This window comes from Pseudomonas sp. WPR_5_2, from assembly GCF_003634475.1.
Classification (GTDB): Bacteria; Pseudomonadota; Gammaproteobacteria; order Pseudomonadales; family Pseudomonadaceae; genus Aquipseudomonas; species Aquipseudomonas izuensis.
Genome location: NZ_RBLA01000004.1, coordinates 29,984 through 48,916, shown reverse-complemented (window position 1 = coordinate 48,916; position 18,933 = coordinate 29,984). Strand labels below are relative to the sequence as shown.

The following is an 18,933-nucleotide window of genomic DNA, read 5'->3' as shown; positions in this document are numbered from 1 at the left end:
CCGCCGTTCAGTGCGCGCGGACGAACCAGCCGTCGTTGCGACGCAGGCGCCAGGCAATGGCGCCGAGGGTCATGCTACGCAGCAGCATGAACAGCAGGAAGGTTATCCACAGGCCATGGTTGCCCAGGCCTTGCAACGCCCAAGCGAACGGTGCCAGCAACAGTACCGTCAGCAGCATGCCGTTGCGCATTTCCCGGGCGCGGGTGGCGCCGATGAACAGCCCGTCGAGCAGGTAGCTCCAGACTGCAATCAGCGGCAGCGCGGCGAGGTAGGGCAGGTAGATGAACGCGGTGTCGCGCACGCTGGCAATGTCGGTCTGCATCTCGATGAACAGGTGCCCGGCAAACAGAAACAACACGGCAAACCCCAGGCTCGCCAGCAACGACCAGCCGCAGGCCACCACCAGGGAGCGGCGCAAGGCATCACGGTCACGAGCGCCGATGGCATGCCCGCACAGAGCCTCCACGGCGTGGGCCAGACCATCGAGCGCGTGGGCGGTCAACAACAATCCATTGAGTAGAAGGGCGTTGGCAGCGACGGTGGCATCGCCCAATCGTGCACCCTGGACGGTGATCAGGAAAAACACCGATTGCAGCGCCAGGCTGCGCAGGAAGATGTCGCGGTTGACCGCCAGCAGTGGGCGCCAGCTCTGCCACAGCCTCAAGGCAGCCCAGGCGATGTGGCCAGGGTAAGCGCGCAGGGCCTGGCGGGTCATCAGCAGGCCGAACAGGGCGCCGGTCCACTCGGCGATCACCGAGGCCCTGGCCGCGCCGACCACGCCCCATTCCAGACCGAGGACAAACCACAGGTTCAGGGCGATGTTCACCAGGTTGGTACTCAGCAGAATCACCAGCGGCGCGCGGGCGTTTTGCGTGCCGAGGAACCAGCCAACCAGCGCATAACTGGCCAGCGCCGCGGGCAGGCCGAACAGCCGTGTATGGAAGAACTCGCGGGTCATCTGGTCCAGTTCCGCGGACGGCTGCATGAAATGCAGGGCGACCCCGCTCAACGGCACGCCCGCCGCACCCAGCACAATGGCCAGCCCCATGGCCAACAGCAGGCCCTGCAACAAAATCTGCCGCAACGCCGCGCCATCTCCACGGCCGGCGGCCTGGGCGGCAAACCCGGTGGAACCCATGCGCAGAAACCCCATGGCCCAGGCCAGAAAGGTATACAGGCTGGCCCCGACCGCGACGGCACCGAGTTGATGGGCATGGGGCAGGTGACCGATGACGGTACTATCGACCAGCGCCACCAGCGGTACGGAAATGTTCGAAAGAATCATCGGCGCAGCCAGTGCCCAGACCCGGCGATGGGTAGGGCGGTCGCGCCAGTCGGCAATCAGGTTGGACATGCAGGCTCCTTGGGGGAGCGGGCATTGTAGCGGTGAACTCAACCTGTAAAACAATGAGATCTCCGTGGGAGCGAGCCTGCTCGCGATAGCGGTGTGTCAGTCCGGAAAATGCAGGTTGTGCCGACGCCATCGCGAGCAGGCTGGCTCCCACAGTGTTTGGTGGTGTCAGTGCATGATCCAGCTCAGCAACCACAACCCCAGCATCAACCAGATGATTCCCATGATGAACGCCGCATTCATGAATGCGCGGATGGCCGACCATAGCAACACCAAGCCGATAATCAAGACAGCGATGCTGATGATCGAGGTGTCCATGCCCAGTGCACGGGACAGGCCATCGACAAAGTTGCTGCTGGCGCGGCTCACCATCTGGAACAGGCCACTGAGGGCGTCAACGATGAAGCGGATGACTGTGCCTAGCGCTTGGCCGAGCCATTCGAAAAAACCTTCTACCTGCATGGAATGAGCGTCCTGATCAAAAAGAAGCGTGGTTGACGGAGTTGGGCCGTCAATCGCGGTGGCGAGTTCCACACAAGCATAGAGCGTTGCACCGTAACTGTGGGAGCGAGCCTGCTCGCGAAGGCGGCGGTGCAGTCAAAATTGAGGTGTCTGACCCACCGCCTTCGCGAGCAGGCTCGCTCCCACAAAAAACAGGGCCGGCCGCTCAAGCTTTGTCACTTGCCTTCACTCGTCATCCCCCCGAAGCTATACATCTTCAGGAGAGCCCGATGAACCTTGTTGAACTGACCGAACGCCTGCACGCCATCCGTGACCGCAATGACTGGCAGCCCTTTCACAGCCCGAAAAACCTGGCCATGGCCGCGAGTGTCGAAATGGCCGAACTGGTGGAAATCTTCCAGTGGCTGACCGAAGACCAGTCGCGGCAGTTGCCGGCGGACAAACTGGCCCACGCCGGGCAGGAAATCGGCGATATCGTGCTTTATCTGCTGTTGCTGTGCAGTGAGCTGGGTCTGGATATGAATGACGTAGTGCGCAGCAAGCTGGCCGACAGTGAACGGAGGTTCAGCTGATGAGCGACCGTCATTTCGATCAACTGGCGACGCGTTTCGCGGAAAAAATCTACGGCGGTGCCAAAGGCGCGATCCGCCTGGCAGTGCTGCAGGCCGACCTGGCCGAGTCCCTGCCGGACCGACCGCTGCGGGTACTGGATATCGGTGCCGGTCTTGGCCACATGTCGTTGTGGTTAGCCGAGCGCGGGCATCAGGTGACCCTGGCCGAGCCCGCCGAGCCCATGCTCGAAGGTGCCCGCCAGCGTTTCGCCGAGGCCGGGCAAACGGCAACGTTCATCCAGGCGCCATGGCAGGAACTGCTCGGCCAACTCACCGAACCCTACGATCTGGTGCTGTGCCATGCCGTGCTGGAGTGGCTGGCCGAACCCCACGCGATCCTGCCGGTGCTGCACCAACTGACGAAGGCGGATGGCTGGCTGTCCCTGGCGTTCTACAACCGCGATGCACTGATTTATCGCAACCTGCTCAAGGGCCATTTCCGCAAGATGCGCAAGAACGACATGGCCGGCGAGAAGCAGAGCCTGACCCCGCAACAACCCCTGGATCCACGGGAATTGGCGGCGCAACTTGAGGGGCTTTGGCGGGTCGAAATACAGAGCGGGGTACGGGTTTTTCACGACTACATGCCCGTGGAATTCCAGGCCCGCGCCGAGTTGCCGGACTTGCTCGAAATGGAACTGGCGCACCGCCGTCACCCAAGCTTTGCCGGGCTTGGGCGGTACCTGCACTGGATCTGCCGGCCTGTCTGATCGGAGCGTGAAATGAAAAGTCGTTCGGGGTTGCTGGTGATCTGCCTGGGTTTGTCTGCCTGTCAGGGCAGCAACCCGTATGTGGCGTCCTCCAATCCCATTCCCCCGGCGCCACCACAGGCGGCCAACACCTTCGACCGCAGCGCCTACCCGGCGCCGACCCGTGATTACGGGCGTTATCGAAGTTGGACCTGGCTCAATGGGCATCTGCCACCGGGCAACGCGTGGGCGGACTCGGCGCAGGTCGCCGAAGCCGTCAGCAACGCCCTCGATCAACGGGGCTTGCGACCGTTGCACGATAATCGCCCGGCAGACCTGTTTGTCAGTGCCGACCTGCGTCTGGAAACCCGCTTGCGCCAGGTTCAGGACGACTACGGTTATGGCGGTTATGGTGGCTACAACCGCTATGGATATGGCCCGGGTTATGGCATGTACGGCAGCGCGCCGATCATCCGGACTTATCAGGAGCAAGTCGTGGTCGTGCAAGTAGATATGTTCGATGCGCAAAGCGGCCAACCGGTATGGAGTTCCAGTGCTGAAACCAGCCACCGGGGCACCCAGTCCGAGCAGGCGGATGCCATACGCAAGGCTGTGGAAAAGGCGATGTCGGCGTATCCTCCCAGTTAGCTTCTGTAGTTAAGAAGCATTTCGCAGGTTCATGTTCTCAATCGGAGAAAAATCATGTTCCGCCGTTTCGCTTTACTGGCAGTGGCTGCGCTGCTCAGTGCCTGCGCCGCCAACCAGGTCAATCATGACTTCGACGCCAGCCGCGATTTCACCGCTTATCGCAGCTGGAGCTGGAAAGAACCGGCCCTGCAATATCGTCCCGATGATCCCCGGATCAAGAGCGACCTGACCGAGCAAAGGGTGCGCCAGTCGGTGGCCGATCAACTGGACCAGCGTGGCCTGCGCCCGGCCGCCAAGGGTGATTTGAATGTGCAGACCTACCTGATTGTCGAAGAGCGCCAGCAACAGGTGACGACCAATTACGGCGGAGGTTGGGGTAACCCATGGAACGGCTACTGGGGCGCGCCGATGTACAACGAAACCCGCAACGTCAGCTACAAAGTGGCTACCATCCAGATCGATCTGCTCGACAGCAAGGACGGCAAGCTGGTGTGGCGTGGCAGTGACGAACAGATGCTCAGCCGCACACCGAATCCCTCCGATCGCAGCAATGCGATACGCGAAACCGTCGCCCGGATATTGGCCAACTATCCACCCAGATAAACACCACAACACCCTGTAGGAGCGAGCTTGCTCGCGATGGACGCAAGGACGACGCGTGCGGCCTGAAAGCGCGCGTTATCGTTGACCTCCATCGCGAGCAAGCTCGCTCCTACAGGGTTTTTTGTTGCATGAGCTGGCTAGATGCCAGCAGTCTCGTCTGCCCTTGTCTACACTGCTTCACACCAACGGAGGTAGCGCTTGGCAGCGCGCCGGCAAAGGAGTGCGCGATGTCGCCTCGCATGCAGTTTCGCGGCCCGGCCCGGCAACGGGGGGCGATAGGCTTGATGGCGGCATTGACCCTGACGCTGGCACTGGGATTCATGTTGCTGGTGGTCGATACCGGCAGGCTTTATCTGGAGCAGCGCAAGTTGCAGCGGGTGGCCGATGTCGCGGCCCTGGAGGCGGTCACCCGTGACGGCAATTGCCTGCCGCCGGGATCAAGCGCCTCGGATTACGCCCTCGCCAGTGCGACCCGCAACGGTTACAGCGCCGGCGACGGCACGCTGCAAACGGCCTGCGGATCGATGCAGACGGGGGCCGACAACCTTCGATACTTCGTGGCCGATGCCAGCAAAAAAGAAGCTGTTCGCGTGATCGTGACCCATACGGTGCGGACCAGCGTCGCCGCGGGCATAGGCGCACTGTTGGGCCCTGGCCCTGCCGCGCTTACCACTCGGCTCACAGCGACAGCGGTCAGCGCCCCGGCGGTGCTTCCCCCGCTCGCGTCGTTGACCATCGGCAGTACGACGCTGGTGGTAGATGCCAGCAAGTCGGCCGCCTTGAATCTGCTATTGGGGCAAATGCTCGGTGGCAGCCTGAACCTGAGCGTTGCCGGGTGGCAAGGGCTGGTTGATAGCCAGATCAACCTGCTCGGCTACCTCAACCAGCTGGCCGTCGACGTGCACGTCAGTGCAGGGAACTACACCGAACTGCTCAGCAAAAACATCGTGCTCACTCAAGTGCTGGATACGGCCGTCACGGTACTCCAGGCCGCTGGCCCGACCACCAGCGTGGCAGTCACCGGCCTGACCAATCTCAAGGCCGCGGCAGGCAGCACGTCAATCGTACTGGGGCAGTTATTGCAATTGCAGACAGGCGTCTCTTCTTCGGCACTCAATACCAATGTGCAGGTGTTCCAGTTGGTGGAAGCATTCGTGCAACTGGCCAACAGCCGCAATGCCGCGGTCGCCAATATACCGTTGAACATCCCGGGCCTGGTCAATGGGACGGTCAAGGTCAAAGTCATCGAGCCGCCGCAATTGTCGGCCATCGGCAATCCGGCGTTGGTCAATGGCCAGCTCAATGATCCCAACCGGATTTTCGTGCGCACGGCCCAAGTGCGCACGGTCCTGTCGCTCAACTTGCCGGTGTTGTCCGGTATCAGCGGTCTGGCCAGCGCCATTACCAACAATGCCTTGGTGAGCGGGCTCACCAGTACCTTGAACAGTGTTTTGAATCTTGATCTGGGCGGTACATTGGGCTCGGTGTTTTGCCTGTTGGGTACCTGCGACAAAACCGATCTGCAAATCCTGCCCACACCGACCATCGACATCGCCCTGGAGGTGGGCGCTGCCGATAGCCACGTCACCGGATACACCTGCGCCAGCGATGCCACAAAAACACTGACCACGCAGACCAACACGTCATTGGTAAAGCTGAAAGTCGGCAAAGTCGATACCGCCAATGCCTTTGCCTCCTCGGCCGATGTGACCTTGCAGCCCTTGGCTTTGATTGATATCGGCAAGATCAAATGTGTTCTCTGGAACTGTATCGCGAGTACCCGCGTCCCCTTTTATGGCGGTGGGCTCGGCGTGAAAGTCGACACTTCGGTGGCCAGCACCCAAAGCACGCATGTCTACAACCAGCCGCCGGAAATCAAGAAGCCGCCGATGTACTACAGCGTGGGAACGCAAGGCATAGTCAATAGTCTGAAAGGAACCTTGAGCGGCGTTCAGGTGGAGGCCTACAAACCCACCGGCTCAAGCTTGCTGGGCGGCTTGCTCGTCACTGCCGCCGGTACGCTCAATGCCGTCAACACGACGTTGGGACTGGCGATCCAGGGATTGCTCGGTCCCCTGGTTGACCCCATCCTCGACGGCTTGCTGGCCAACCTCGGGATAACGCTGAACAAGGTCGACGTGGGCGCAAACTTGAGCTGCAAGCCGCCCGGACGCCCGGCCCTCACCATCTAGTCCACCTGCACAATGGGCAGTTCGATGCAGAACCGCGCGCCCTCGACCGAGTTCCTGACGCTCAGTCTGCCGCCCATGTTCTCGACGATGCCGTAACTCACCGACAGCCCCAGACCGGTGCCGACACCCACCGGTTTGGTGGTGAAGAACGGCTCGAAAATCCGCTCCAGCAGACGTGGATCGATGCCGCCGCCGTTGTCCTCGACCCACAGTCGCACCGACTGTTCATCCCGTTCGACGTACAGCGAAATCCACGGTTTGAATGCCGGATCGGTTTCGCGCTTGCCGAGCAGCGCATCCCGGGCGTTGACCATCAGGTTGATCAGCACCTGTTCAAGTTGATCGACATGACCACGCACCTGCACCTCAAACCCCGGTTCGCCGACACGCAAATCCACCCCTTTGCCGCGCATGCCCTCGGCCAGCAGCGAAAGCGTGCCTTCGATAGCCTGGGCCGGGTTGAACGGATGCTGTTCGATCTCCGAGCGACGGCCGAACACCCGCATGTGATCCACCACCCGAGCGGCGCGCTGTACCTGGGTATCGATCCGGGTGAGCTTGTCGGTCAGGTAGTCGATTTGTGCATCGCCTTTTTCCAGGCGCTTGAGCACGTTGACGATGGCCATGCGCATCACGTTCAGCGGCTGGTTGATTTCATGGGCCAGTCCCGTGGCCATTTCGCCGAGGGTGGCCATTTTCGCGCTTTGCGTGAGCTGCTGCTGGGAACGCCGGACTTCAGTGTTGTCGCGGCCTACGGCTTGAATTTCCAGCAACCGGCCCTGCTGATCGAACACCCCGCGATCCGACCAGACCCACCAGGCATGTTCCCGGCCGGGCAGTTGCAGGTTGATTTCGGCGGTGCTGACCGGAAATTCCGGGCTCAACTGGTTCAGGCGCCGGGTGAAGGCGTCGCGCTGTTCCGCGGACATCCAGCTGCCCAGGTTGACCCCCGGCAATTGCTCCGGTGGACATTCGAGGTAAGAGGCCAGCGGCTTGTTGCCGAACGTCAGGGTCAGGTCCGGGCGGTATCGGCAAATCATCGCCGGCGAATCTTCCACCAGAATCCGGTAACGCTCTTCGCTCTGTTTGACCTGTTCGGTCGCCAGGGTCGCTTCGGTGATATCCAGCCACAAGCCTACGGCCTCGACCGGCAGGCCGAGGTCATCGCGCAGCAACCTGGCTTCGTCGAGCAACCAGTGGTAATCGCCGCGACTGTCGCGCAGCCGATAGCGGGCGCTCACCGAACCTTCGCGCAACAGCTGGCGGGTGCGTTCGAAATAGCCGTTGCGGTCATCGGGATGAACCCGTTCGACCAACGCGGCGCCACTGCAATCGGCGAGTGTCCAGCCGAGCAACGGCAGCAGGCTGTCACTGAAAAACGTTGGTTGCAGCGCGCCTTCGACATAGCGTTGCACGTAGATGACGGCAGGTGAACGGGCGATCAGATTGTCCAGCCGCGCATGGGCCACTTCGGCCTGTTGTTCGTGGTTCTTGATGTCGCTGATGTCGAGCATGAAGCCTACCAGGCGCCGGTTCTTGCCGACGCCCAAGGCCTGGCCTTGCAGGCGATACCAGACCGGCGCGAGTGCATCGTCGGGGCGGTGCAAGCGCACACACAACAGGAGCGCCTGACTTTCATCCTGCAAGGCTTGCAGACGACTGCGCAGCTCTTCGCGGTCGGCAGGATGCACCTGGTCGAGCCAGTCGGACAACGGCAGGCGCGCACTGACAAGGTTCAGGGCAGAGGCCAGCGAGGGTGCCAGCTGCACCTCGGCGCTGTCACTGAACACTTCCCACCAACCCGTGCCGAGTATCGCTTGCAGCGACTCCAGCCGTTCCAGTTGCAGGTGATGTCGGTGCTCGCGCAGGCGCTCCAGCAAGGGGCCGGCGAGCGCGGCGACGACTTGCAGCCAGTCGCGCTCACTGATGTCGGGCGGGCGTTGCTGCACAGGGTAAAAACCGCACAGCAACCAGGCGACCACGCCTTGAGCATCGTGATAGGGCACGGCGAACCCATCGGCATTGCCGAAAGTGGCTTGCAGGCGTGGATGCTCACGCAGTGACAGGTGCTGCGGTACGGAACCGCTCAAACTGTCCAGACCCGTGCCCAGGCGCTGACCGTTGCGCCACAGCTGTGGTGCGTCCAAAGCCGCATAGTGTTGGTGAATCTGCCAACCCTGCTCCTGTTCATCGAGCAATGCCAGGGCCACGCACGGGATCTGAAAGCGCTGCGCCAGAGACTGCAATTGTTCCGCCAGCACATCGGGCAGGCGCATCAGGCTGCACAGGCGCAACTGTTCGGCCATCTGCATCGCGAGCAACTGGCATTGTTCACGGTTGCGCGCTTGGCGGCGTTCCAGCAGCAAGTCGCCGATGTCCAGCAGTTGCAACAGCCAGGCGTCAGCCAAGGGTTGAACCCAGCCGCGTAGGTGCAACGGGGTACCATTGAGGCTGTAGAAATCCAGATCGAGCTGTTGTCCCTGCCAGTCGGCCGGCGCGCCCTCGAGGCTCAGACTGCTGTGGGGCAGAACGAAGTCGAGCAGATGAGGGGCTTGCGCGCCGGGAATCTGCTGGGCCAGCAAGTGGCGCAGCGGCCCTGTCAGGTGAACGACATTGCCCTGGGCATCGAGCTGTAACTGCAAACCGAAACCGTGCGTGCGCACATGCTCCGGCAGCACCGGCGTGGGCGGTGGATGACGGTTGAGCAGGCGCCCGAACAGTTTATCTCCGGCACTCAAAATTGCAGGCTCGAACTGGCCGTGAGCGTCGCCGGCAGGTTGGGTACCTGGCCGACCCCCGGCAGGTTCAGAAACGGGATGACGGCGCTGATTTTATTCGTAGGGTAATGAATGGCGACCTTCAACTCGCCACCCACATAAGTCGTGGTGGCATCGGTGGCGACGTTGAAGTTCAGTGCCGCGGGGATCCAGGCCAATTGCCGGGTCAGCTCTGCGGTGGCGCGGTTTTTGAGCGCCGCTTCGTAACCCGGCATGTTCGGGTCCAGCGCCACGCTTCGGCGTACGGCTTCGGCGGTCGACTGGTTGAACGACTGCATCAACAGCAGCGGCAAGCTGTAACTGACAATGCCATAGAACACGGCGAAAAAAACGATGAACACCAGGGCGAATTCAATGGCCGCGGCGCCTTTTTGTTTGTGGGGGAGGTGGATTTTCATGAGTGCGTCTACCCTGACCATCACTGCGTAATGTCAGCATAGAATCATTCAGCCAAAAAGGACGTTTTTTACCCGATGCAGAGTTTTGTCCTACTGACCTGGCTGACGCTTTGCGCAGCGCAGGATGCCCGGCAACGGCACATCGCCAATGGCCTGACGTTGGGTGCCGGGGTGCTGGCCCTGGCCTGGTTGCTGTGGAGTGGCACCACGTGGCTTGGCGCGACGGCAGAGCAGGGTGGCTGGGCTGCGCTGCTGGCGCTGGCCTTCACATTGCCGGGTTATGCGAAGGGCAGGCTGGGCGCGGCAGATGTGAAACTCATGACCGCACTGGGTCTGGCGACCGACGGTCGGCATGTGCTGGGCGTGTTTATCGGCGCGGCTTTGGCCAGTGTGTGCTGGCTGGTGCTGGCGCCAAGCGTCTGGCTTCATATCGGTCAAGGGTTTAGATCGCATGTTCGTTATCTGGAGCCGGGAATGTCAAAAAAACAACCCTTTGCGCCCTTCCTGCTGGTGGGGTTGTTGCTGACATTTGCCTGGCTCGGCTAGGTGTACAGAGTCGGGAACTGCGACTACTTTCTTAGTGAGTTGTACAGCTTATGGCTGTGAGTATGGGAACGGTCAGTTTTTGACCAGGCAGGGAGTTGCACGTGAACAAGCGTACCTCGGCAGTAAAAGTCCTTGTGGTCGATGACCAGCCATTGATCGTTGAAGAACTCTGCGAATTTCTTGAGCGCAACGGCTACCGTTGTGTCCCCTGCGACTCCGGCCATCAAGCCATCGAACGCTTCAATGAAGACACCGACATCGGCCTGGTGCTCTGCGATTTGCACATGCCCGGCCTGGACGGGATTCAACTGGTCCAGGAACTGCAACGCCTGTCCGGAAAACACCGGGCGTTCGAAGCGATCATGCTCACCGGTCGCGCGGACAAGCAGGATGTGATCAAGGCACTGCGCGCCGGGATTGCCGATTACTACCAGAAACCGATTGATCTGAATGAGTTGCTCGAAGGTCTGCAACGCCAGGAAGTGGCCTTGCACGAGCGGCATAAGGCGTTGCAACTGGGGCATCTGCATCAAAAGCTGCAGTACCTGTCCGAGTCGATTGATGACCTGTATCAAGACCTGGACAAGGTTCGGCGTTCGCCGAATCCATCGCCATCGACGGAATCGGATGACGGCGATACCCGCGATGTGGATGGGATGGAGATCCCGGCGATTTTCAATCAGCTTTCGCCGCGGCAGCTGGAGGTGGCGCGGTTGGTGGGCAAGGGGCAGACCAACTATCAGATTGCCTGTGAGTTGGGGATTACCGAGAACACGGTGAAGTTGTATGTGTCGCAGGTGTTGCGGTTGACGCATATGCATAATCGGACGCAGTTGGCGTTGGCGCTTACGCCCAGCAGTACCGGGTTGCGGCAGAGAGTCACGGCGCACTGACTTGCCTTTGCTTCTGTAGGAGCTGGCTTGCCAGCGAAGCCGGCCTGAGTACATATCCATTCCTGCGGTAACGGCTGCTTATGGTTTCGCCCTTACGGCGAGTCCCTTTTGTCAAACGACACAAAAGGAACCAAAAAGTCTCGCCCCGGCGTCCGGCCCCTCGCCAAGGCTCGGGGTTCCTTCGCTCCGGTATCCATCCGGGGACACTGCCCTCCGGTTGGCTTCGCTGCACCTACATGCAGCGTGTTCGACTGCGTCGAACGGCGCTGCGCGCCACTCCCCGGATGAACACCTCCACTCAGCCTCCCGAAGGGGCGGGTGGATCAAAATCAAAAGCTGAAGGCGAGCTAACGCTCGGCCTGATGAGTGGTGAGGAGCGGGTGTACATGCTTTTGTAGGAGCTGGCTTGTCGGGGCGCCGCATCGCAGCGAAGGCGGCCTGTCGGCCGACCTGATTTGTGCGGATGTACCCAGTCCCCTGTAGGAGCTGGCTTGCCAGCGAAGACGGCGGAACAGGTGAAGATGTTTAGCGACCCATAAAACCCCCAGAACCTTCCCACACGTTTTTCAGGTTGTCCGTCGGAAGCCTGATCCCTAGCCTTTGTCCGTCACTGAAAAAATCAGTGATCGGGTTTGGTCGCCCGGGTTTAGAATGGCGCACAGTGCCGCGCGAGCGGTTTTTTTGTGCTTGCTTAATGGCGAGCTGTGCGTGGGAGGGCTCAGGCCCTGCCGGGTTTCCATTCCCTGGTCGACCAACCTGCGTACAGTTCGCCACCCTTCTGCTTGGTCGCAGTGATGGCGAACTCCTACTTGCGAATGGAGCTTCACCATGATCAAACCAACCCCAAATCCCCCCGAAACCGACAACGTTCCTGTCGTGCGCAAACCCAGCACGATGTTCGTCATCGCCCCCGATATCGATACCGAAACCCTGTTGGCTCACGCCTGCGAATCCCTTGCTTCGGCAAGTGTCATGGCCAGTGATTTCGCGACGTTTCTGGAAGGCTCGCAACGCAGCACCCTGCTGGGGATTGCGCAGGTGATCATGCTGGGTGAGCTGGCGGTGAATCGGGCGTTGGATAATCTCGATCCGCCATAACAGCATGCAGCCTGATAGACCGCGTTATCGTTTTTCGCGAGCAGGCTCGCTCCCACAGAGGAATGCATTTCAACTGTGGGAGCGAGCCGGCTCCGGGCGGCGTTCCGACGAAAGCGGTCTGACAGGCGCAGTAAAATCCAAACCCGTTACTGCGACCCCGTATCCACCTTCCCCCCCTCATACTGATCAAAGTATTGCGGGATCTCATGCTGGTAGCTCTTCAACCAGCGTTGCATCGCCAGTTCACGCTCAGTCGCGGTGGCGGTCTGGGTTTTTGGGGAGGCGACCGTGTTATGTGATTGCAGTTGCAGCCAGCCTTCGGTTTCCTGCTGTTGAGGTGAGGCCGGGCCGGCGTCGATGGCGTGGCTGGTGAGGGGCAGGGCCAGCAGGCCGAGGCAGTAGAGGGTGGTCGGTTTCATCCTGTGTTCTCCCTATTGAAGCGCCGACGGGGTGACGACGGCGACCTGGGCCGCCATGCTCGGGCCCGGTCTGCCCGGGGTCTTGAGTTTCTCGGCGCGGGCCTGGGCTTCGGTGACCTGCGCGGGGCTCAGGCCGAGGCGGCTGACCAGCTCGGCGGCGCGGCTCCAGTCGTCCTGGTAGATCAGCAGGGTCACCAAATTCACCGCGGCCAATTGATCGCTTTGCTTGAGTTCGATGGCGGTGAGGAACTCGAACCGGGCGTCTTCGACCCGCAGTTGGTTGAGGTACACCACCCCCAGGTCGTTGCGGATTTTTTCATCGGTGGGCGCCAGGCGCGCGGCCCGTAGCAGATGGGCCTGTGCCTGGCCGTTGTCGCCTTTGGCGGCGGCGAGTTGTCCGAGGCCATGTTCGGCTTCGGCGGCCATGCAACTGCCCAGCAGGCTGCGGTACAGCGGTTCGGCTTCGCTGCGGCCCAGCAGTCGATAGACCTTGGCCTTGCGCAGGCGCACGTCGGCCAGGTTGTCCGGCAGGTTTTGCAGGTTGGCCAGGCTGGCGTGCAGTTTGCCGTCCCTGGCCATGTCATCGGCGAGGTTCATGGCCAGTTGTTCATCTGAATTCAATTTGCCGCAACTGGCGGTATGGGTCAGGGTTTCCCAGGGCGTCTGGCCGGTGCTCGCACAACCGCCCAGCAATATCAGGCTCAAACCGGCAATCAATGCTTTCATCAGGTTCCCTCTAGGAAGCAAAGGCTCGTGCCAGGGCCGTGAAGCCCGGGCCGGCCAGTACGATCATCAACGCCGGGAAGAGGAACAGCATCATCACGACGGACATTTTGGCGGACATTTTGGAGATGTATTCCTGCAGGCGCGTGAGGCGCCGGTCGTCGAGCAATTGCTTGAGTGACAGCAGGGATTTCAGTGCGCCGCCACCCTGATGGATCAACTGTTGCAGGATCACGCAGGTGTCGGTGAATTCGTCTACGCCCAGCAAACGGGTGGTCTTGTTCAGTTCTTCGCCCAGCTCCAGGCCGGAATCGACCCGGGCCAGTACCAGGCGCAGTTCATGGGTCAGGTTGGGCAGCAGCTGTTTGCCTTCAATGCTCAAGACCCGCAGCGATTGCTCCACGGCCATGCCCGATTCGAACAGGATGCGCAGTAACGCAATGAACGTTGGGGTCTCGCTGGCCAGTTGTCTTTGCCGGCGTTGTGCGGCGGCGGCCAGCAGACGTTTGGGCAACAGGTAGCCGATGCCGGTGGCGAATGCCGGGGCGATCCAGTGATTTTCCACCACCGGGTAAAACAGGCCCTGAATCAGCAGGCTCAAGGCCAGGGCCAGCACCGGTATGCCCACCTGAAGTGCGGCGAACAGCGTGCGTTGCCGTGCACTGCGCCAGCCCAGGCGATTGAGCAGGGTCTGGGTTTCATTGTCGAGGTTGACCGTCTGCTGTCCGATGCGGCTGGCGCCCAACGCTTGCAGCCATTGGCTGAAACGGTGGTCGCCAGAGACTTTGCCATCCAGGCGCTGGACGATCTGGCGGGCCCGCCAGCGCTGTTCCAGCAGGCTGCCCAGAAGCAAGAGTGCGGCGCCGAGAAACAGCAGGGCACTGATCAGCAATGGCATCTTCATAGGCTGCGCAACATGCGCCACAGCGTCAGGCATCCCACCGCCTGCAAACCGAAGGCGGTGGCCAGCATCGTCTGGCCGGAGTGGGTGTCCCACATGGCGAGCAGGTAGGTCGGATTGGAGATCAGGAAGTACCCGGCGAGTGTCACCGGCAACAGTGCCAGGACCACCGCCGTGACCCGGGTTTCCCCCGTCATGGCTTTCAATTGACGAGCGGCTTGCTCGCGTTCGCGAATCACTTTGATCAGGTTTTCCAGCACCTCACTGGCATTGCCGCCGTAGCGGTGGTTGACCTTCAGCCCGAGAGCGAACAAACGCAGTTCATCTTTTTCATACAGCTCGGCGAAGTCAGAGACGGCGTCCGCCAGGCTGACACCCAACTGCACATTGCGTTGAACCCGGCCCATGGCATTTTTCAACGGGTCCTCGACTGCGTCGATGGCGCCCAGTAAGGCATCGGCCAGTGTCCGCCCGGCCTTCAGGCTGCGCACGGCGTGATCGAGCAGGGACGGCAGTTGTTCAATCATGCGCGTGAGCCGGCGCTGATAACGCCAGCCGACATACAGGCGCATCACCAGCGGTGGTATCAACAGCAACAGCAGCGCGCCGACCCAGCCACCCACGGCCAGCCCCATCAGCACTGCGAGGGACCAGAATGCCAGCCATGCGCCCAGCCGTTCGGTGGGCCGTCCGAGACCCGCCCGCAGGAAGGCGCGATCAAGTCCTGTCCACGAGGTTTTCTGCACCACCCGTTGCGGCTGCCCCTGGTTAAGGCGGCCCAGAATCCGCTCGGTGCCGCTCTGGCGCAGCCCGTTGTAGAACAGCCGCACCGATACCCCCAACAGGGCCAGGCAAACGAGGATGAGCAGCAGCGGTTTGAGCATGCGCTGGCCTCAATACGCCGATGGGGAGAGCGCCGACTCGCGGCGCAGTTTGTCGCCGGCGGGGTTGACCGCCTCGCGCATGAAACCGAAGCCGGTACGGCGGTCGAGCCGGAACAGGGTGTTGGTGACGTACACGTCATCGCGCACACCAATGACCTCCACCACTTCACTGACGCAGCGGCGGCCGTCGGGCATGCGCGTCAACTGGATGACTACGTCCAGCGCTGCACAGATCATCTGCCGCAAGGTGCGGTCGGCGATGGTGCGGCCCGTCAGGCCGACCAGGGTTTCCAGGCGCAGCAATGCATCCTGAGCGTTGTTGGCGTGCACGGTGCTCATGGAACCGTCGTGGCCGGTGTTCATGGCGGTGAGCACATCGACCACTTCGACGCCCCGGATCTCGCCAAGAATGATCCGGTCCGGGCGCATCCGCAGGGCGTTGCGAATCAGGTCGCTGGCCTTCACTTCACCATGGCCTTCGGCATTCGGCGGGCGGGTTTCCAGGCGCACGACATGGGGGTGGCCCAGTTGCAATTCGGCGACATCTTCGATGGTCACCAGCCGTTCGTGAGGGTTGATCAACTGACTGAGGATATTGAGCAGCGTGGTTTTGCCGGTGCCGGTGCCGCCACTGATCAGGATGTTGCAACGGCTGCCCACGGCTTGCTGGATGAACTCGAAGACCGCCTGATCGATGGTTTGCATTGCAATCAGGTCGCTGCTTTTGAGCATGTCCTGGCGAAATTTTCGAATCGACAGGCACGGGCCGTCGAGGGCGATCGGTGGAATGATCGCATTGACCCGGCTGCCGTCCGGCAGGCGCGCATCGACCATTGGTGATGATTCATCGAGGCGACGCCCCAGGGGCGCGAGAATGCGCTGCATGACGCGCTCGACGTGGTGGGCGTCGATGAAGCGCAAGTCGCTTTGATGCAGGACGCCATCGCGCTCGACAAAGACCCGGTGCGGGCCGTTGACCAGGATTTCGGTCACCGCGGTGTCGCGCAGCAGCACTTCCAAGGGGCCGAAGCCGGTGAGCTCATCGACGATTTCCTCGGCCAGGCGCTCCATTTCATAGCGGGATATCGCCAGGTGCAATCGGGCGATGTATTCGGCCACCTTGTCGATGACGAACTGCGCCAGCACTTGCCGCGAACCTTCCAGCAGGTTTTTGCCGGACTCTTCGATGGCGTCGATGATGTAGCGATGCAGCACCAGTTTCAGGCCTTCGTGGTCGGTGTTGCCGATCACGGCGCGCTGGGGGGCGCCGAACAGTTTTTCGCCGTTCATTGCGCACCCCTCAAGCGGTTGAACCAGCCGATCCTGGGTTTGGCCAGGCCTTCGGAGCGTTTGGCCAGGCGTTCGCCCAGGGCCCGCAAGCTTTGGGTAAGGCCTTCGCGCGGTGCCAGCTCAAACAGGGTCACGCCCTGGTTCTTGGCGTTGAGTCGCACTTCCGGGCTGTAGGTGAGCGTGGCGATGACCTCCATGCCGAAGCTTTTACCCAGGGTGTCGGAGTCCGGTGCGACGCTGCGCAGGTAACGGTCCACCAGCAGCCTGGCGTGATCGAGTTTCAGGCCTTTTTCGCGCCACAGGTTGAGCACCGTCAGGTTGCGCCGGCAGTCGAGCACGTTCTGATCGGTGTACCACAGCAGCTTGTCGCAATGGCTGACGAACGTGCGCAAGGCTTCGCTGTCCGGCTGGCCGGTGAGGTTCACCACGATGTGCTGGAAGTGTTGGCGCAATGCACTGAGCAGCATGTACAACTCGGCGGCGCTGGTGTGTTCCAGCGGTTCGTCGCTGCTGGCGTAGGCCAGGATGCGCAGCCCCATGTCGCAACAGGTGAAGGCGCTGTCGATCAGCGTCGCGTCGAGGCGTCGCACGTGCCGCAACGCATCGCCGAAATGAAACGAACTCTCGAGACCGAGCAAAGCCAGGCTGTCACCGCGCGGCAATCCGAGGTCAAGCAGCAGCGTGTGCTGACCGCTGTTTTGCACCACTTGCGCCATGTGAGTGGCCAACAGCGCACCGTCGGCATTGCTCTGCGCACCATAGAGCACGGTCAGGCCACCCAGATGCGTGTTCGGTGCCACGGGCGGCAGGCGTTTGCTCAAGCGCCGCACCAGGCCGGCCACTTCACTGGAACGTGAACCATAGGCTACGAAGTCCCGGGCACCGGCGCGCATTGCGTTGAGTACAAGCTGGTTGTCCATGCCATCGCCCAACGCGACGATGGCCAGCATCGGTTTGGCTTCCAGCGCACCTTCGATCAGTGCGCTTTGGGTGACGACGTGTTCACGGTCAAGGCCGACGAACACCAGGCTGGCGAAGGTCACGTCCACCAACGCCAACAATTCGTCGAGGCTGCCGCCGCCGGCACTGACCACCTGGCCCAAAGGAGCAAGGGCACCTTGCAGCCACTCGAGGTCGGTGCTGTTGCGCGTGATCGCGAGGAAGGTCTGGCTCAGGTTCTGACTCATTGCGATAGCCCGCTGCGTTTGTCGAAGTCGCCGTTTTCGAGGAAGTACAGGCGATACCAGTTCGGGTCGTAGTTACGCAGTTTTTCACCGGGCAACGACGGTAGCTGCGCGTTGGCCGCCAATGGCTGCACCAGGTGCGGCGTGACGATCATCAACAGCTCCCGTTCTTCGCGGTTGATCGACGAGCTGCGAAAGAACGCGCCAAGGATCGGGATATCACCCAGCCCGGGAAACTTGCTGACTTGCGACGTGTTTTGCGTGCTGATCAAACCGCTGATGACAAAACTCTCGCCATCGGCCAGGGAAATGCTGGTATCGGTGCGGCGAATGGTGAATGCCGGAACGTTGGTGCCGCCGATGGTGACGCCATTGTTGAAGTCCAGTTCGCTGACCTCCGGCGCCACCTTGAGGGTGATCTGGTCATTGCTGATCACGGTCGGTGTCAGGGTCAGGCGGATGCCGAATTCCTTGTATTCGATGGAGTAGCTGTTGCTGTTGGCGCTGGGCACCGGGATCGGGATTTCACCGCCGGCGAGGAAACTGGCGCTCTGTCCGCTGAGTGCGACCAGGCTGGGGCGGGCCAGGGTATAGGCGAAGCCGCTGCTCTCCATGGCATTGATGATGGCCAGGAAATTGCCGCCACCGGCGACGATGTTGTACATGTCGTTGGCCAGCGGAATGCTGGGCACGGCAATGCGTGGATCGATGTTGCGCAGCGGAAACACGCGAGGTGTCACGGCCGTGTTGGGGACCGTGCCGGGGGAGCCGAACAGGAAGTTCGAGCTCTTGCCGAAAATCGAGGTGCTGGCTTCTTTGAGTTTGGTCCGGCTGACCTCGACGAAGCGGATATCGGTCTGTACTTGCGACGGCAGTAACGGGTCATCGGATGGCAACCTGGCGTTGCGGGTCATGGCGGCGGTCGCTCGCCCCTGAACAAATACCATGCTCTGGCGCGGCGCAGTGGCGCAGGCGGTCCAGACCATCAGGCTGGTAGCGCCGGGGGCCATGCCGGTGAGCAGCAAGGCCTGGTTGCCGTTGATCCGCACATCGGCGATTTTCGGATCGCCCACCGCCAGGCGGGTGATCGCCACTGGCGATTGCAGTTCCTGTTGCAGGCCTTCGCCGACTTCCAGCACCGCCGGCAACGGACCGAGCGCGGCGCAGTTTCCGGCCGCCGCCGAGACTGAGTTGACGGGCATACCGCATAGCAAGGTGGCGCAGATCAAGCCGTTGAACAGCGGCATAAAACGTCTGTGCATGG

At 61.5% G+C, this 18,933-nt stretch carries 19 protein-coding genes; 8 read left to right on the top strand and 11 right to left on the bottom strand.

Annotated elements, in window-relative coordinates:
• Positions 1-7: 7 nt before the first annotated feature.
• Together BJ917_RS15900 and BJ917_RS15895 are read right to left on the bottom strand one after the other, a co-directional pair.
• Positions 8-1,354 carry an MATE family efflux transporter gene (locus BJ917_RS15900; protein ID WP_096513596.1) on the bottom strand — a complete coding sequence of 449 codons (1,347 nt, stop codon included), beginning with the start codon at positions 1,352-1,354 and terminating at the stop codon, positions 8-10.
• 165 nt (positions 1,355-1,519) lie between these two features.
• On the bottom strand, positions 1,520-1,813 hold the full coding sequence (locus tag BJ917_RS15895; RefSeq protein WP_096513595.1) for a hypothetical protein: 294 nt from the start codon (positions 1,811-1,813) through the stop codon (positions 1,520-1,522).
• 269 nt (positions 1,814-2,082) lie between these two features.
• Here BJ917_RS15895 and BJ917_RS15890 point away from each other — a divergent pair, with 269 nt between their 5' ends.
• The 5 genes from BJ917_RS15890 to BJ917_RS15870 all read left to right on the top strand — a co-directional run bounded on the left by BJ917_RS15890 (position 2,083) and on the right by BJ917_RS15870 (position 6,556).
• Entirely contained in the window at positions 2,083-2,385 is a 303-nt protein-coding gene (locus BJ917_RS15890) for a MazG-like family protein (RefSeq protein WP_096513594.1), read from the top strand.
• A complete protein-coding gene (locus BJ917_RS15885) occupies positions 2,385-3,134 on the top strand; it encodes a methyltransferase domain-containing protein (RefSeq protein WP_096513593.1) in 750 nt (249 codons plus the stop codon). The genes BJ917_RS15890 and BJ917_RS15885 overlap by 1 nt, the downstream gene beginning before the upstream one ends.
• A 12-nt stretch (positions 3,135-3,146) precedes the next feature.
• Positions 3,147-3,761, top strand: a complete 615-nt coding sequence (locus BJ917_RS15880; protein WP_121103818.1) for a DUF4136 domain-containing protein — start codon at positions 3,147-3,149, stop codon at positions 3,759-3,761.
• Between the two features lie 54 nt (positions 3,762-3,815).
• Complete coding sequence (locus tag BJ917_RS15875) at positions 3,816-4,364, top strand: DUF4136 domain-containing protein (RefSeq protein ID WP_096513591.1); 549 nt, start codon at positions 3,816-3,818, stop codon at positions 4,362-4,364.
• A 227-nt stretch (positions 4,365-4,591) separates the two neighbouring features.
• Positions 4,592-6,556 carry a pilus assembly protein TadG-related protein gene (locus tag BJ917_RS15870; protein WP_121103817.1) on the top strand — a complete coding sequence of 655 codons (1,965 nt, stop codon included), beginning with the start codon at positions 4,592-4,594 and terminating at the stop codon, positions 6,554-6,556.
• Here the strand turns inward: BJ917_RS15870 and BJ917_RS15865 are convergent.
• Together BJ917_RS15865 and BJ917_RS15860 are read right to left on the bottom strand one after the other, a co-directional pair.
• Positions 6,553-9,294 carry an ATP-binding protein gene (locus BJ917_RS15865; RefSeq protein WP_121103816.1) on the bottom strand — a complete coding sequence of 914 codons (2,742 nt, stop codon included), beginning with the start codon at positions 9,292-9,294 and terminating at the stop codon, positions 6,553-6,555. The genes BJ917_RS15870 and BJ917_RS15865 overlap by 4 nt on opposite strands.
• Positions 9,291-9,731 (bottom strand): TadE/TadG family type IV pilus assembly protein, encoded by a 441-nt coding sequence (locus tag BJ917_RS15860; protein WP_096513588.1) that lies wholly within the window; start codon positions 9,729-9,731, stop codon positions 9,291-9,293. The genes BJ917_RS15865 and BJ917_RS15860 overlap by 4 nt, the downstream gene beginning before the upstream one ends.
• A gap of 75 nt (positions 9,732-9,806) precedes the next feature.
• Between BJ917_RS15860 and BJ917_RS15855 the strand changes: the two genes are divergently transcribed.
• The 3 genes from BJ917_RS15855 to BJ917_RS15845 all read left to right on the top strand — a co-directional run bounded on the left by BJ917_RS15855 (position 9,807) and on the right by BJ917_RS15845 (position 12,268).
• The gene (locus BJ917_RS15855; RefSeq protein WP_121103815.1) at positions 9,807-10,277 is read left to right on the top strand and encodes an A24 family peptidase; all 471 of its coding nucleotides are present in this window, start codon (positions 9,807-9,809) and stop codon (positions 10,275-10,277) included.
• 101 nt (positions 10,278-10,378) lie between these two features.
• Entirely contained in the window at positions 10,379-11,170 is a 792-nt protein-coding gene (locus tag BJ917_RS15850; protein ID WP_096513586.1) for a response regulator transcription factor, read from the top strand.
• Positions 11,171-11,998: 828 nt separating this feature from the next.
• Positions 11,999-12,268, top strand: coding sequence for a DUF6124 family protein (locus BJ917_RS15845; protein ID WP_096513585.1), 270 nt, complete (start codon positions 11,999-12,001; stop codon positions 12,266-12,268).
• Positions 12,269-12,414: 146 nt separating this feature from the next.
• On the opposite strand, the gene BJ917_RS15840 is transcribed toward BJ917_RS15845, so the two are convergent.
• Genes BJ917_RS15840 through BJ917_RS15810 form a run of 7 tightly spaced genes read right to left on the bottom strand, consistent with a single transcriptional unit; the run spans position 12,415 to position 18,931 of the window.
• Entirely contained in the window at positions 12,415-12,687 is a 273-nt protein-coding gene (locus tag BJ917_RS15840) for a DUF3613 domain-containing protein (protein ID WP_096513584.1), read from the bottom strand.
• Between the two features lie 12 nt (positions 12,688-12,699).
• A complete protein-coding gene (locus BJ917_RS15835; protein WP_121103814.1) occupies positions 12,700-13,413 on the bottom strand; it encodes a hypothetical protein in 714 nt (237 codons plus the stop codon).
• Between the two features lie 10 nt (positions 13,414-13,423).
• Entirely contained in the window at positions 13,424-14,314 is an 891-nt protein-coding gene (locus BJ917_RS15830; protein WP_121103813.1) for a type II secretion system F family protein, read from the bottom strand.
• Positions 14,311-15,195 (bottom strand): type II secretion system F family protein, encoded by an 885-nt coding sequence (locus tag BJ917_RS15825; protein ID WP_121103812.1) that lies wholly within the window; start codon positions 15,193-15,195, stop codon positions 14,311-14,313. Before BJ917_RS15825 ends, BJ917_RS15830 begins: the two co-directional genes overlap by 4 nt.
• A 9-nt stretch (positions 15,196-15,204) precedes the next feature.
• On the bottom strand, positions 15,205-16,485 hold the full coding sequence (locus tag BJ917_RS15820) for a CpaF family protein (protein ID WP_096513580.1): 1,281 nt from the start codon (positions 16,483-16,485) through the stop codon (positions 15,205-15,207).
• Entirely contained in the window at positions 16,482-17,672 is a 1,191-nt protein-coding gene (locus tag BJ917_RS15815) for a pilus assembly protein (protein ID WP_121103811.1), read from the bottom strand. The genes BJ917_RS15820 and BJ917_RS15815 overlap by 4 nt, the downstream gene beginning before the upstream one ends.
• Positions 17,669-18,931: a type II and III secretion system protein family protein gene (locus BJ917_RS15810; RefSeq protein ID WP_121103810.1), complete on the bottom strand. Its 1,263-nt coding sequence runs from the start codon at positions 18,929-18,931 to the stop codon at positions 17,669-17,671. Before BJ917_RS15810 ends, BJ917_RS15815 begins: the two co-directional genes overlap by 4 nt.
• Between the last annotated feature and the right edge of the window lie 2 nt (positions 18,932-18,933).